This is a genomic window from Psychroflexus sp. ALD_RP9, from assembly GCF_017311165.1.
Classification (GTDB): domain Bacteria; phylum Bacteroidota; class Bacteroidia; order Flavobacteriales; family Flavobacteriaceae; genus Psychroflexus.
In genome coordinates, this window is record NZ_CP062973.1 from 15023 (window position 1) to 29582 (window position 14560).

The 14560-nt window shown below is 33.0% G+C and carries 13 protein-coding genes and 1 other RNA gene; 10 read left to right on the forward strand and 4 right to left on the reverse strand.

The annotated features are described in order from the left end of the window. Nucleotides 1-82: 82 nt before the first annotated feature. The 3 genes from ssrA to IMZ30_RS00090 all read left to right on the forward strand — a co-directional run bounded on the left by ssrA (nt 83) and on the right by IMZ30_RS00090 (nt 2892). Nucleotides 83-484, forward strand: a transfer-messenger RNA (tmRNA) gene (gene ssrA, locus IMZ30_RS00080). Between the two features lie 161 nt (nt 485-645). Further along, nucleotides 646-2253: a family 16 glycosylhydrolase gene (locus IMZ30_RS00085; RefSeq protein ID WP_207038542.1), complete on the forward strand. Its 1608-nt coding sequence runs from the start codon at nt 646-648 to the stop codon at nt 2251-2253. Between the two features lie 93 nt (nt 2254-2346). Further along, nucleotides 2347-2892, forward strand: a complete 546-nt coding sequence (locus IMZ30_RS00090; RefSeq protein WP_207038543.1) for an NUMOD4 domain-containing protein — start codon at nt 2347-2349, stop codon at nt 2890-2892. Here IMZ30_RS00090 and IMZ30_RS00095 read toward each other — a convergent pair. Both IMZ30_RS00095 and IMZ30_RS00100 read right to left on the reverse strand, forming a co-directional pair. Continuing rightward, nucleotides 2889-3305, reverse strand: coding sequence for an HU family DNA-binding protein (locus tag IMZ30_RS00095; RefSeq protein WP_207038544.1), 417 nt, complete (start codon nt 3303-3305; stop codon nt 2889-2891). The genes IMZ30_RS00090 and IMZ30_RS00095 overlap by 4 nt on opposite strands. 380 nt (nt 3306-3685) lie before the next feature. Continuing rightward, entirely contained in the window at nt 3686-4363 is a 678-nt protein-coding gene (locus IMZ30_RS00100; RefSeq protein WP_207038545.1) for a metal-dependent hydrolase, read from the reverse strand. A gap of 69 nt (nt 4364-4432) precedes the next feature. Here IMZ30_RS00100 and IMZ30_RS00105 point away from each other — a divergent pair, with 69 nt between their 5' ends. Then, complete coding sequence (locus IMZ30_RS00105; RefSeq protein ID WP_207038546.1) at nt 4433-5185, forward strand: SDR family NAD(P)-dependent oxidoreductase; 753 nt, start codon at nt 4433-4435, stop codon at nt 5183-5185. Here IMZ30_RS00105 and IMZ30_RS00110 read toward each other — a convergent pair. Then, nucleotides 5182-6663 (reverse strand): sodium/proline symporter, encoded by a 1482-nt coding sequence (locus IMZ30_RS00110; RefSeq protein WP_207038547.1) that lies wholly within the window; start codon nt 6661-6663, stop codon nt 5182-5184. The genes IMZ30_RS00105 and IMZ30_RS00110 overlap by 4 nt on opposite strands. A gap of 110 nt (nt 6664-6773) precedes the next feature. Between IMZ30_RS00110 and IMZ30_RS00115 the strand changes: the two genes are divergently transcribed. The 6 genes from IMZ30_RS00115 to IMZ30_RS00140 all read left to right on the forward strand — a co-directional run bounded on the left by IMZ30_RS00115 (nt 6774) and on the right by IMZ30_RS00140 (nt 13148). Beyond that, the gene (locus IMZ30_RS00115) at nt 6774-7556 is read left to right on the forward strand and encodes a TerC family protein (RefSeq protein WP_207038548.1); all 783 of its coding nucleotides are present in this window, start codon (nt 6774-6776) and stop codon (nt 7554-7556) included. Continuing rightward, a complete protein-coding gene (locus tag IMZ30_RS00120) occupies nt 7549-8466 on the forward strand; it encodes a DUF368 domain-containing protein (protein ID WP_242529668.1) in 918 nt (305 codons plus the stop codon). The genes IMZ30_RS00115 and IMZ30_RS00120 overlap by 8 nt, the downstream gene beginning before the upstream one ends. Then, on the forward strand, nt 8466-9479 hold the full coding sequence (locus IMZ30_RS00125) for a DUF368 domain-containing protein (RefSeq protein WP_207038549.1): 1014 nt from the start codon (nt 8466-8468) through the stop codon (nt 9477-9479). Before IMZ30_RS00120 ends, IMZ30_RS00125 begins: the two co-directional genes overlap by 1 nt. Before the next feature lie 3 nt (nt 9480-9482). After that, complete coding sequence (locus IMZ30_RS00130) at nt 9483-10211, forward strand: shikimate dehydrogenase family protein (protein WP_207038550.1); 729 nt, start codon at nt 9483-9485, stop codon at nt 10209-10211. Nucleotides 10212-10390: 179 nt separating this feature from the next. Beyond that, on the forward strand, nt 10391-12469 hold the full coding sequence (locus tag IMZ30_RS00135; RefSeq protein WP_207038551.1) for a DUF349 domain-containing protein: 2079 nt from the start codon (nt 10391-10393) through the stop codon (nt 12467-12469). 4 nt (nt 12470-12473) lie between these two features. After that, nucleotides 12474-13148: a class I SAM-dependent methyltransferase gene (locus IMZ30_RS00140; protein ID WP_207038552.1), complete on the forward strand. Its 675-nt coding sequence runs from the start codon at nt 12474-12476 to the stop codon at nt 13146-13148. Here the strand turns inward: IMZ30_RS00140 and IMZ30_RS00145 are convergent. Next, nucleotides 13138-14541, reverse strand: a complete 1404-nt coding sequence (locus IMZ30_RS00145) for a tetratricopeptide repeat protein (protein ID WP_207038553.1) — start codon at nt 14539-14541, stop codon at nt 13138-13140. The two genes, IMZ30_RS00140 and IMZ30_RS00145, sit on opposite strands and share 11 nt — an antisense overlap. Between the last annotated feature and the right edge of the window lie 19 nt (nt 14542-14560).

Sequence of the window (14560 nt, forward strand, 5' to 3'; positions counted from 1 at the left end):
AAGTGGCACAAAAAGATACAGCAGAAAGCCTGCCCGAACGCCATAATAATGTTCATTGAAAAATGTTACCATTCAATATCTTGGGGTCGATTTGGTTTTGACAGCAAGAACAATTGAGGAGTAAGCACGTCGAGCGCTGGGATACAGCTCGTAAATCTCATGTTTCATACTTTTTTAAACGGCGAGAATAACTACGCCATGGCTGCATAATCTGAATTATAGTAAGATTATCTTAGCCGCTACAAGGTAGTGGGCCATGATGTCTCGTAAAGGCCTTGATTTACGGCATTTACACATGAGGCACCGGTAAAGTAAATATAGCTTGTGTAGGGTCTTGATATGCAAGTGAAATTTAATTGAGAATAAGGTTAATGTAGGTTGTTTTTAGCCAGCATTAACTCGACAATCCAAGTAAAAACTAAGCGTGTAGAAAACTGCTGAATTGCTTGTTTGGACGGGAGTTCGAGTCTCCCCGACTCCACAATTTTAAAACCCTTTGCTACTTTATTGCAAAGGGTTTTGTATTTATTGTAAACTTAAAGTTGTAGTATTCAAACTCATAAAATTTAGACCTGTAACTTACTAAATCTGTAGCTTTAACATTTGTAAATTTTAATTGCAACTAAATCTCAGTAATATTGAAGTATGAAAAATGATGTCCTTCTATTATTGTTAGTGTGGTGTTTAAGTTTTACTACTCAAGCTCAAACTGATTTTATTGAAGATTTTGAAACAGCAACTCCAAACTTCAATTGGGTTGGTGATGATTGTGATGTTGATTCACACTACAATAATCCATTTATAACTCCTCAAAATAATTCAAATTATGTTTTAAAATACCAGGATAATGGTGGTGATTATGCCAATATAAGATTTGATTATGGAGAAAATTTCGATTTATCTGGTACACCTACATTTAGTATAATGATTTATGTGCCTTCTTCAAGCATTACAGGAAATTCACCAAACCAAATTTCATTAAAACTACAAAACGCTAACTTAACAGAGCCTTGGTCTACTCAAACTGAAATTATTAAACCGATTACATTAGACCAGTGGCAAATTATTAACTTTAACTTTAATCAAGATAACTACACTAACCTTGACCCTAATTCTCCTGCCCCACAATTTAGGACAGATCTTAATCGTGTGCTGATTCAAATAAACGGCGAAGCTAACACAGATGAGGTCACAGCTTACATTGATGATTTCACCTACACAAGTACAACCACTACACCTCCAAACACGCCAATATTTAATGAATTGGTTTGGCAAGATGAGTTTAACTATTCGGGTGCTGTTGATTCTGAAAAGTGGTTTCATCAAACACTTTTACCTAACGGAGATTCATGGTTTAATGGTGAAATACAACACTACACCGATCGCATAGAAAATGCTGAAGTCTCAAATGGCACCCTAAAAATTAGAGCTAAAGCTGAAGTTTTTACAAATCAAGGTGTAACTAAAAACCACACTTCAGCGCGACTAAATTCAAAATTTGCATTTACTTATGGTCGTGTTAAAATTAGAGCAAAGCTGCCAACAGGTATTGGCACATGGCCAGCGCTTTGGCTATTGGGGCAAAATATAAATGAAGATGGCGCTTACTGGGATAACCAAGGTTTTGACACAACTGCGTGGCCAGCATGTGGCGAAATTGATATTATGGAACATTGGGGTAGCAATCAGGATTATGTTTCAAGTGCTATTCATACACCTTCAAGCTTTGGTGGCACAGTTAATTATGGTGGTCGTATGCTTCCTAATGCTTCAAATGATTTTCATGATTACGAAATGATTTGGACACCAGATTATATTGAATTTAAGGTAGATGGTGTAACGCATTACACTTATGAACCTGAAATTAAGAATAGTGATACTTGGCCTTTTGATGCTAACCAATACTTACTTTTAAATGTTGCTATTTTACCAAATATTAGTCCATCTTTTACTGAAAGCAGCTTAGAGATAGACTACATTCGTGTTTACCAAAACAGCACTTTAAATCAAACTGAAGTTAATCGACTTGACGAAGTTAACATCTACCCTAATCCTACTATGGATTTAGTGTATTTAAGCCGTGCTAATGAAGTTATAAATTATGTAATTTACAATCAGTTAGGACAAGTTGTTAAAAAAGATACTTTAGTAAAACCACAGATTAATGTGAGAGACTTACCGAAGGGTATTTATCACATAAAACTAATCGATGCTCGGCAAAATACAAGAACAATGAAGTTGGTTAAAAATTAACTATGCTTTAAAAACTTAGTGTTTACTTTGTTATACTTTAATTAAAAATCCGACTTAAAGCTAATTTTGAATTAAATTTGGCAAAAAGAACCAATGATTCGGAATTTCCCCAACGAACAATGGAAAGCAATTGTCTTTGACGATAAAATTTCTGAAACAGAACACTACAAAATTTCTAATTTTGGACGTATTATTAATTGCAAAGGCGCTGAAGAGTGTTTAGTAAAAGAGTCTTACATCAACGGTTATCAAAATTTACGCTTAAAACAAAAACATAATGGCAAACAAACCAGCCGCTATGTGCATAAACTTGTAGCCCAACATTTTTTAGAACAAGGTGATGGCATTTACGTGATACATCTTGATTATAACAAAACTAATAATCATGTTGATAATTTAAAATGGGCAACAAAACGAGAAAAAGAGCTGCACCAATTTAATGGCCCAAACTCTAAGGCTATGAAAGGCATGAGGCGCTATTCTAAACTTACAGAAACCCGCGTTAAATTAATAAAACGTAAACTAAACGATCCCAACCGACGTACACGAATGAAAATGATTGCCAAACAATTTGGTATTTCTGAAATGCAATTATACCGTATAAAATCTGGTGAAAATTGGGGTTCTGTAGAACCTTAAATATTCGACTTTACATACTTTAACTTAGCCTTAGGATCTATTTTAAAATCAGTGGTATTGCTTAAAAAGCGCTTAAACTCTTTGGTTGGTTGATAATTAACTTTAATATGCTTAATATCTTTCTTTGAGCAAAGTTTTGGATGAGGATGCGCCGTTGTTTCTGCAGCTATTTTGAAACTACCCAGCCAACCTATTTCAACTTTATTACCATTTTGAAGTTGGTACCTAATTTCAGAATTTAATGCAGATAAACAAGCCACAACATCGGCAGGCGTTAAAGTACAAGCTTTACTGATACGAACGGCAAGTTCATCCATTGTAACAGTCAAATCATAAATTGGTTTTAGGTGGTAATGCGAAGCTTGATTAGACAAGCCTTTGCCGCGCTTAGATATGGTAAAATTGACAGCCATAATTAGTATGTTTTTAAATACTTGAGTTAAGTTTAAAACTTCTTAAGTTACAAATCTACAATTAATGTACATTAAATTTAAAAATAATGTACACAAAACTATAAAATAATGTACAATAAATACATAAATAATGTACATTAAATCTAAAAGTTATGTACATTAAAATAATAAATGATGTACATTAAACTTATAATTTATGAGTTTATACAATAATAATTAACCTATGTATTTAAAAAGTTCTATTAAGATAAATCTATTAAAGACTTTAAAAGCATTTAAATACACTAAATTAGGAGCTTATTCCTCAAAATTTCAAACAAATAAAAAAGGCTAACATCAGATTGATGCTTAGCTTAATTAAAATAAAACGATAACGAACTTTATAATGACATATCTTCACCAATGTTAAGTAAAATCAATTCTTTTTTATGTTTAGAAAATTGTTGCTTTGCATGGTTATGATCAATTTCTATAAAACCGAAAGTATCATAATGGCAGCCTAAAACACGGTTACATTCTACAAAATCACTCGCTACAATAGCTTGTTCAACACCCATTGTAAAATTATCTCCAATAGGTAATATGGCTAAATCAAGCTTCCAAAATTGCGGAATTAATTTCATATCCATAGTTAAAGCTGTATCACCCGCAATATAAACGCATTTATCGTCGGCCTCTAATATAAAACCACCAGGTTGCCCTCCATAACTTCCATCTGGAAAAGACGAAGTGTGTATAGCATTAACATAAGTTACTTTACCAAAATCAAAATTCCATGACCCACCGTGATTCATCGGGTGTACTTTAAAACCTTTATTTTCATAATATGTGGCAATTTCAAAGTTAGATACAATTGTTGCGTCTGTTTGTTTCGCAATTGCTTCTACATCTAAAATATGGTCTTGATGTGCATGCGTTACCAAAATATAATCGGCCTTTAAATCATTTATATCTATTGCATTTGCCTTTTCGTTTCCTGTAATAAAAGGGTCTACAATTAAATTAGCTTTTTCAGTTGAAATGCCAAAACTGGCATGGCCGTAAAACGATAGCTTCATAGGTTTAGTTTTTGTTTATGATTCAATTTCTTTAAACATACAAAAAAATGTACTTTAGTCAAAAAAAATATGAATTCTAAGAAAACAGTACTTATTACAGGCGCTACAAGCGGTATCGGCTTAGCTACAGCTAAGTGTTTTGCTGAACATAACTTCAACTTGGTGCTCTGTGGAAGAAATACCGAGCAATTACAAGTTTTATCTACCACTCTAGCAACATCTGTGCACACATTATGTTTTGATGTTCGCGATAAAGCTGAAGTTTCTCGCCAGTTAGAATCGCTTCCCACTAAATTTTCAACCATTGATATTTTAATTAACAATGCGGGCAACGCACACGGACTTGATTATATTCAAGATGGCAGCATAGACGACTGGGATGCCATGATTGATATTAATGTTAAAGGCTTACTTTATGTTGCCCAACCGATTATTAAAAAAATGGTTGTCCAAAGTAGCGGTCATATCATTAATATTGGTTCTACAGCCGGGAAAGAAGTTTACCCCAAAGGCAATGTTTATTGTGCAAGTAAACATGCCGTTGATGCTTTAAATCAAGCTATGCGATTAGATTTAAATGCGCATGGCATTCGTGTTGGTGCTATTAATCCAGGTCTTGTTGAAACTAATTTTAGCCATGTCCGTTTTAAAGGAAATGAAGATCGGGCAAAACCAGTTTACGAAGGATACCAAGCTTTACAAGCCGAAGATATAGCTGATATTATTTTATTTTGTGTTACTAGACCTTATCATGTAAATATTGCTGATTTAGTAGTGATGCCTACCGCTCAGGCCAGCAGTACTATAATTAATAAAACTTAAGCGGGAGATTTATAAATTTTACTTACTAGTACACCAACTAACATGGCTAAAATAAATGAAGGAAAGAGAACGTCTATTTTTTCGAAGTATAGACCATAAGTTGGCAGCTCTTGAAATACAAATTTAAATAAGGCAACCGATAAAAACCCCGTAATCATTGAAGCTATAGCGCCAGCTGTGTTATATGGTTTCCAGAAAATAGCTAAAATAATTACAGGACAAAAGCTTGCTGCAATCCCTGACCAGCCAAAAATAATAACCCAAAACACTTGGCGTTCTGGCGATGTAATGGCAATTAACATGGCAATACCTAAGGCTAAAAAGGCCATGATTAAAGTAACCCATCTTGAGGTTTTTGTTAAACTCGCATCAGCTAATTTTGGTCTAAATATTTTTTGATAAAAATCTCTTGTAACGGCACTAGAAGCTAGGACTAATAATGAGTCTATGGTAGACATGATAGCCGAAAGTACAATAGCAATATAAATAGCAGTTATGGCTAGTGGTAAAAATTGTTCTGTCATTAAACCTAAAACATCTGCACCACCAACACCTAAAATATCTTCAGCATTTTGACCAGATTCTGTAAAAATTACACGGGCTAAAACACCAATCGTTACCGCTGCAGCATCAGTTAGAAATGTAAAAATAATTGCCACCCAACGACCTTTATTAATTTCAGCCTCATTTTTAATAGACATGAATCTTACATATACCTGTGGCGAACCTAAGAACCCAAGGCCAATCATAGAAAAGCCTAAAATTGTGGCAATATTAAGCCACGTATTATCGCTGACACCCCAAATATGCGTTAAATAAGGATCGATTTGGTGTAACTGTGTATAAATACTCTCGTTATGACTGATACTAAAGTAGACCACAATTGGCAGAGCGACCAGACCTAGAAACATTAAAAAACCTTGAAATAAATCAGACCAAACCACTGCCACATAACCACCAACAAAAATATAAGCCAATACAATTAAAAAGCCTAAAATAGCACCATAAAAATAGTTAAGGCCAAGCATAGATTCAAACGCAATGCCAGTAGCATCGATCTGCGAACTCACATATATGACCACAAATACAGATAAAATTGTAGCTGAAATAGCACGTAAAAAAGGTTGACTTGTTTTAAAATGACTTTCAAGAAAATCAGGAATTGTAATCGATTGATAACGATCACTAAGCCTTTTAAAGGGTTTAGCCATAAAAAACCAAGACAAAGCCACCCCAAGAACTTCGCCTACAACTACCCAATAGGCAGATAGTCCCGCCATAGCACCCATGCCAGTTAAACCTATTAACAACCAACCCGATTCTCCTGTAGCCCGCGCTGAAAAAGCAACAGCCCAGTAGCCTATCTTTTTGCCACCAACATAAAAGTCTGATATGTTTTTAATTCGTTTTGAAGCAACTATACCGATAGCAAATAAAATCAATACATAAATAATAAGTGCTGATATTTTTACAATCATAATTTTAGAATGAAAAAAGTTTGAAACTTGACCAAATTACAAAAACTAAATTGAAAGCACTTGAAAGCCGAATTTATGATTATTTTTGAATTCAATTTTAAACGAAATCTATGGTTGAATTACTTGCTAATCCAGATGCTTGGATTGCCTTAATTACACTTACATTTTTAGAAGTTGTTTTAGGGATAGATAATATCATTTTCATATCTATTGTAACAGGTAAACTTCCTGAAAAAGAGCGCAAAAAAGCCACACGCGTCGGTTTAATTTTAGCTATGCTTATGCGTATAGGTTTACTTTTAGGAATTACTTGGCTTATTGCGATGAAGGCTTCAGTTTTTAGTCTTCACCTATCATGGATTGACTTAGATTTATCTGGACAAGGTTTAATTTTACTCTTAGGAGGTTTATTTTTAATTTATAAAAGCACTAAAGAAATTAGCGAAAAAGTAGACCACAAAGGCGAAGAAGAACATCAACTAAAGTCAACCGCCAAACGTAGCTTCACGCAAGCAATCATTCAAATATTGGTTATTGATATGATATTTTCAGTTGATAGTATTTTAACTGCAGTTGGTATGACGAACGGCGTTGATGGTGCATTATATATTATGATTACAGCAGTAGTTATTTCAATTTTAATCATGCTTATTTTTGCCGTTCCTGTGGGAACATTTGTTAATAAAAACCCATCTATTCAGGTGCTAGGTTTAGCCTTCCTGATTTTAATTGGCTTTATGCTTATTACCGAAAGTATGCACTTATCTCATGCGCAAATATTTGGTCAAGAAGTTGGTGCGATCCCTAAAGGTTATTTGTATTTTGCCATCGCCTTTTCGCTTAGTGTCGAATTTATAAATATGAAAGTACGTAAATCTAAAAAAATTGAATAGAACAGCTAAAGAATACGCCTTGATTTCCTTAAAAGGTATTGCCATGGGAGCAGCCGACGTTATTCCTGGCGTTTCAGGTGGTACTATTGCCTTTATTACAGGAATTTATGAAGAGTTAATTACCAGTATTGGAAACATTAATTTTGGATTAGTTAAAACCTTAAAATCACACGGCATTAAAGCCTTTTGGCAACAACTCAACGGAAACTTTCTACTGGCATTACTGATTGGCATTGGTATAAGTGTGTTTAGTTTAATGCGTGTTGCCCATTATTTAATTGAAGAGCATCCCATTAAAATTTGGTCTTTTTTCTTTGGTTTAGTGTTGGCAAGCGTTTGGTTTATTGGCAAGCAAATATCAAAAATTACACTAGCTAATGTATTTATCTTTGTTATTGGTGCATTGATTGCCTTTGGGGTTACTAAAATTACACCGGCTCAAGGCACAACCAACGAATTTTATTTGTTATTGTGTGGTGCCTTAGCGGTTTGTGCTATGATTTTACCAGGAATTTCTGGTGCCTTTATTTTGTTGCTTCTAGGCGCTTACCAAAGTATTTCTGAAGCCGTTAGTAATTTTGACTTCAAAACGATAGCTTTAGTAGGATTAGGCGCCATCATTGGGCTTTTAAGTTTTTCTAAGCTTTTAAAATGGCTATTTAAACATTATAAAGATTTAACTTTAGCACTACTTTCAGGATTTATTTTGGGGTCATTAAATAAAATTTGGCCTTGGAAAGAGGTTTTAAAAACTAAGGTCATAAAAGACAAAACCATTGTGTTAGCAGAGCAGTCTATATGGCCAAATCAATTTGAAGGTGAAAGCCATGTTTTATTAGCTGTTGGTTTAATGATTGTAGGCTTTATTAGTATTATTATACTTGAAAAAATAGGTGAAAGTAACAACTAATGCAACAACAACGAACATTTATAGACCAATTTTACCTGTTTATAAAAGGTTTAGCGATGGGAGCAGCCAATAAAGTCCCTGGTGTTTCTGGTGGTGTTGTTGCTTTTGTTGCAGGTTTTTATGAAGAGTTTATTTATTCTCTACAAAAATTTAATTTTAAATCACTCCTACTTCTTTTTAACGGCCGATTTAAAAGTTTATATCAATACCTAAATTTACGCTTTTTAGGTGTTTTAATCTTAGGTATGGTCTTTAGTTATTTCAGTGTTTCTAAAGTATTAGATTACTTTTTAGAACATTTTGAAATAAAAGTATGGGCTTTGTTTTTCGGCATGATTATCGGGTCTATCTATTATATTTCTAAAGATTTTAAATTTGAGTCTAATGCCCAAAAACTCACAATGTTATTGGGCATCTTAAGTGGTATAGGTATCAGCTTGCTTGAACCAGCGACACAAAACGATAATTTATGGTTTGTGTTTTTATGTGGTATTATAAGTGTATCTGGTATGACATTGCCTGGACTTTCAGGCTCATTTATACTTATTTTATTAGGTAATTATGTATTATTACTAGTCGACTCCGTCAATGCTTTATATGATACGATAAGTGAATTAATTAGACTCGATTATAGCTTTTTAGAAAATAATAACCGTATAAGACTATTAAAAGTATTAGGCGTTTTTACGGCAGGTTCACTATTTGGTCTCGTAAGTTTATCTCATGCGCTTGGATACATGTTAAAACATTTTAAAAATCATACTTTTTCTTTTATCATTGGATTTATAGCTGGTAGTTTAGGCGTTGTTTGGCCTTGGAAAAACAAGGTGTTTAAATTAAATGAGGCCAATGAAATTATAAAAGATCAAAACGGAAACTTTATTATTGAAACTTACCAGCGATATTTACCTGATTTCACTAGTTTAATAACTTGGGTAGAAATTGGCTTCATATTCATTGGTATTTTAATTGTATTAGCTTTAATTTGGTTTCCTAAACGTAATAAAAATTAAATTATGGATGTATACGGACTTGTGGGTAAAGACATAGATTATTCGTTTTCGAAATCATATTTCTCTAAAAAATTTCAAAAAGAAGGCATCAAAGCAAGCTATAAAAATTTTGATTTAACCGATTTAACACAATTAAGTGACATCTTAAAAAGCAATCCAGATTTAAAAGGATTTAACGTTACTATTCCTTATAAAACAGCAATTATTCCGTTTTTAGACGACCTTGATAGCCAAGCCAAATCGATAAATGCTGTTAATACGGTTAAAATTGAAAACAAAAGATTAAAAGGCTATAATACAGATATTTACGGCTTTACCAAATCGATGTTTCCGCTCATAGAAAATCATCACGAAAAGGCTTTAGTCTTAGGTACTGGTGGCGCATCAAAAGCCATTAAAAAATCACTAAATTCTATTGGCTTTGAAACACAATTGGTTTCTCGAACCAAATCACCAAATATTATTACATATAAAGACCTTGACCAAGATATTATTCAATCACACCAAGTTATCGTAAATTGTACGCCACTTGGTACGCATCCAAAAATTGATGATCATCCGCCAATTCCATATCAATTTTTAACCGACAAACACCTTTTGTACGATTTAGTTTACAATCCACCAATCACAACATTTTTAGCCTTAGGAAAAGAACATGGTGCTAAATTTTATAACGGTCAAAAAATGCTAGAACTTCAAGCTGAAAAAGCATGGGAAATCTGGAATTCGTAAAAACAAAATCAACAACTAAAACGCACACTTTTTAAAACAGTTTTGTTGCTAAAAACTACCATATTTTAGCTTATATCTAAAAAATGAAACGTTAAATTCAACTAAAATTTTAAATACTTTGTGTATGTGATGACATGTTAGTATATTTCGTGCTCATACGAACTTTAACATTGAAAGATATGTCTGACCAGAACAAACCTACTCAGGAAAACAACGAAAAGTCAATCGAAAACTCATCAAACCAAGCTGAAAAACAGCCTGATGTGTCTTCTCAAAATAAAAATGATCAAGAAAATCACTCACCTGAAGAATCTCTTGAAAACGCAATGGTTGAAGAATCTACACAAGACTCCAACCAATCAACTTCAGTAGAAGATGCTTCAGAAAAAGAAGAATCGTCAATTGATGCGACTCAGGACGATTCTGATGAAAAATCTGAAGCTGAAGACCAAACATCTTCCAAAGAAGACGAACATCAAAAAAGTATTGATGAAGCTAATGCAGAAGAAAATGAAGATGATGACAATGTTAAGCGACATGACATTTTAATGAAAGAATATGAAGCCATGTCTATTGACGAATTGGTTTTGGAACTGAAAAAATTACTGAAAGAAGAGAAAGTTCAAAATATTCGTGATCACGTAAATCAAATAAAAACTGAATTCGATAAGCAGTTTAACGCCATCGTAGAAGAAAAGAAAGAAGATTTTATTGCTGAAGGTGGCAATATTATAGATTTTCACTATTCTTCACCAGTTAAAAAAGAATTTTACGAAACTTACTTCAACTACCGAGAAAAACGCGATAATTATTACTCACAACTCAAGAAAAACTTAAACCAAAACCTCAGCGTTCGTCTAGGTATTATTGAAGAATTAAAAAATATGATCGGTTCTGGAGAAAGTATGTCTGCAAGCTTTCAGCAATTTAAAGAATTGCAAGAACGCTGGCAAAATGCTGGTCCTGTGCCAAAAGCTGATTATTCTACCTTGTGGAATAACTACCACCATCATGTAGAACGCTTTTACGATTTCTTACATTTAGACCGTGAGTTTAGAGATATGGACTTCAAACATAATCTCGATCAAAAATTAAAACTTATTACACGTGCTGAAGAATTAGTTGAGGATAGCGATGTTAATCGTGCCTTTAGAGAGTTGCAATTATTACACAAAATGTGGAAAGAAGAGCTTGGTCCCGTTGCAAAAGAATACCGCGACGATATATGGGAAAAGTTTAGTGAAGCCACCAAAAAAATTCACGACAAACGCAACGAATATTTTGAAAAGTTAGATGAAGAGCGAGAAGACAACTTAAAAGTTAAGCTTGATGTTATCGAACAAATTCAAAAAATAGCAGATAAAGACATCAAATCTCACAATGATGCCCAACAAAAAATAAAAAATATAGAGAAATTACGTGACATCTTTTTCAAAGCTGGTAAAGTACCGCGTAAAGACAATGAAAAAACTTGGGATCAATTCAAATCAGCTACCAGAAGTTTTAATAAAAAGAAAAACAACTTCTACAAAAACTTGAAAAAAGAGCAATTTGAAAATCTTGAGAAAAAGCGAGAACTCATCAAAATTGCACATGAACATAAAGACAGCAATGATTTTGATGCTTCGACCCCTTTGATGAAGAAAATTCAAAATGAATGGAAACAAATTGGTCACGTTCCTAGAAAAGATAGCGACAAAATTTGGAAAGAGTTTAAAGATGCTTGCAACCACTACTTTAACCGTTTTCATGAACATAAACGCGAAGACAATAAAGAAGAGTTTGAAGCATTTAATCAGAAAAAAGACCTTGTTGCAGAGTTGAAACAAGTTAATTTAACAGGCAGCGATGAAGAAAAAATAAATCAAGTTAAGGCATTTATTGAAAAATGGAACGAACTTGGGAATGTACCAAACCATAAGCGTTATATTGAAGGTAAGTTTTATAAAGCGCTTGACCAGTTGTTTAAAGACATCGATATATCACGCAAAGATGCTGAACTTATTAAGTATGAAAACAAACTTCAAGACCTTGATGAGACAACCGATACGCGTAAAATTAAGCGTGAAGAAACCTTCTTAAGAAAACGTATTGATGAAACAGTATCTGAAAAAAATCAATTAGAAAACAATTTACAATTCTTTTCATCAGATAATAAAGACAATCCAGTCGTTAATGATGTTAAGAATAAAATTAAAAAATTAGAAGAAGATTTAGATATGTGGAAAACTAAACTGGACAAAATAAGAAGGTTATAGTTGCATGACAAATTCTTCAATTAAAAAAAGCTTTACCAGGCCTTGTAAATTATGTTCTGGTAGAGCTTTTTATTTTACTGAAACTCATAATCGATTGTATTATAAATGTGCAAGCTGTACATTGATTTTTTTAGATCCTAATCACTACGTAAGTCCAAAAAAAGAACAGACTCGGTACGAAACCCATAACAATGATGTTACCGATATTCGTTATCAAAAATTTGTATTGCCAATTACTGCTGCTGTAGAATCGAGATTTGCCTCAACTTCAATTGGCTTAGATTATGGATGTGGTACAGGTCCTGTAGCAACTTACGTGCTTCAAAATAAAGGTTTTAAAAACATCAAACTTTACGATCCTTATTTTGAACCACATGAAGAATATCTAACCTCAAATACTTACGATTTTATCATTTGTTGTGAAGTGATGGAACACTTCTACGAACCCTTTAAAGAGTTTAAACGCCTAAGCCGTTTACTAACATCAGGCGGTGTTTTATATTGTAAAACCAAATTGTTTAGTGATAAGCAAAACGCTAAAGACTTTGAAAAGTGGCACTACAAAAATGATGAAACACATGTTTGCTTTTACAATGAAAAAAATCTAGCATTCATTGCGCAAGAATTCGGTTTAAAGCTTGACAAAAAAGACAATCAATTAATTAGTTTTATAGCTTAATATGATGTTTTTCTAAAACATTTACTACATGTTGATCTAATAACATTTCAGGAAATAATTGGCGATTAACTTCTACACAAGTCGGCTCTAATTGAATGGTTTTAACTAAATAATCAATAGCCTTAGAAGTTTGACCTAGCTGATAATAAATACCTGAAAACCTAAAAGAAATTTCAGCATTGACAGGGAAAAAATCACTCGCTTGTTGGCAGGCGATTAAAGCTTCTTGATAATTTTGTTCTTGGATAAACGAATTTATTTGTAATAACCAAACTTCAATTTCAAAATTACCTAGATTAAGACTCTTTTTTAGGCCGTAAGCACTATCTGCAGAGTTGCCTAACTCTTGATTTATAATAGCATAGTGTTTCCAGTACAAGACATTTTCCTCATCAATATTAATAGCTTTATTAATGTAATATAAAGCTTGTTTAAAGGATTTTTCTTTAATGTAGAAATCTGATAAAGCCAGCCAGATTTTATCCATTAATGGGTCTTCATGAACCGCTTGTTTAAAATACTTTAGTGCTTTTTGCTTTTGACCGAGTGCGTAATAACATTTACCAATGCGTAAATAAGCAAATGCAGTTGGGTCATCAAGCTGTAAAGTTATTGAATACGTATCAATAGCTTCTTTATGTCGGTTTAAGCGTTCTAAAACTTTTGCCTTTTCTAAATAAGCACCAACAAAATATTCATCTGAAATAATGGCATATTCAAAAGCTTCTAATGCTTTTTCAAGCTGATTATTCTCGAAGTAAAGCTTACCTAATTGATGCCAAGCAATTTCAGAATAAGGGTTTTCGTTAATAACTTCTTCTAAAAATTTGACGGCTTGTTCACGTTGATTTAAGAAATCGAAACAATAAATTACATTGTATAAAGCGGTATAATCTGTTTTATCGATTTTAACGCAAGACATATAGGCTTGCTTAGCTTTTTCAAAGTTTTCGATAAATAAGTATTCCATACCTAACATGCTGTAAACATCAGCGGCTTCATCGGTAAATTTTAGAGCTTGATTTAAAATATTTATAGCAGCTTCATGCTCGTCTTTTTTAGATAAAACACTAGCAATGAGTAATAAAACTTCATCATTAGTTGGCTCTAATAGTTTTAATTCATCTAAAAGTTCTACAGCTTCAGTTAACTTATCTTCTAGTACTAAAACTTCAGCTTTTAAAAGTCGTAAATTAGTAGCTAGTGGATGCTGATCAAGACCCATTTTTAGGGCTTTTTTAGCGAGGACTAATTTACCTGTGTCCATGTAATGTACCACAATATTTTCAAATTCAGCCAAATCAAAAAATAAAACATGATTGGTTTTAAGCATCATTTCAAATTTGTCTATTGGGAAGTTGAAATCATCATGTTGAAATGGATCTAATTTCATGTAAAAAATTTTTGGTTAA

Coding starts and splice junctions, on each gene's coding strand:
- IMZ30_RS00085 (WP_207038542.1), top strand. CDS start 646: ATGAAAAATGATGTCCTTCTATTATTGTTAGTGTGGTGTTTAAGTTTT.
- IMZ30_RS00090 (WP_207038543.1), top strand. CDS start 2,347: ATGATTCGGAATTTCCCCAACGAACAATGGAAAGCAATTGTCTTTGAC.
- IMZ30_RS00095 (WP_207038544.1), bottom strand. CDS start 3,305: ATGGCTGTCAATTTTACCATATCTAAGCGCGGCAAAGGCTTGTCTAAT.
- IMZ30_RS00100 (WP_207038545.1), bottom strand. CDS start 4,363: ATGAAGCTATCGTTTTACGGCCATGCCAGTTTTGGCATTTCAACTGAA.
- IMZ30_RS00105 (WP_207038546.1), top strand. CDS start 4,433: ATGAATTCTAAGAAAACAGTACTTATTACAGGCGCTACAAGCGGTATC.
- IMZ30_RS00110 (WP_207038547.1), bottom strand. CDS start 6,663: ATGATTGTAAAAATATCAGCACTTATTATTTATGTATTGATTTTATTT.
- IMZ30_RS00115 (WP_207038548.1), top strand. CDS start 6,774: ATGGTTGAATTACTTGCTAATCCAGATGCTTGGATTGCCTTAATTACA.
- IMZ30_RS00125 (WP_207038549.1), top strand. CDS start 8,466: ATGCAACAACAACGAACATTTATAGACCAATTTTACCTGTTTATAAAA.
- IMZ30_RS00130 (WP_207038550.1), top strand. CDS start 9,483: ATGGATGTATACGGACTTGTGGGTAAAGACATAGATTATTCGTTTTCG.
- IMZ30_RS00135 (WP_207038551.1), top strand. CDS start 10,391: ATGTCTGACCAGAACAAACCTACTCAGGAAAACAACGAAAAGTCAATC.
- IMZ30_RS00140 (WP_207038552.1), top strand. CDS start 12,474: ATGACAAATTCTTCAATTAAAAAAAGCTTTACCAGGCCTTGTAAATTA.
- IMZ30_RS00145 (WP_207038553.1), bottom strand. CDS start 14,541: ATGAAATTAGATCCATTTCAACATGATGATTTCAACTTCCCAATAGAC.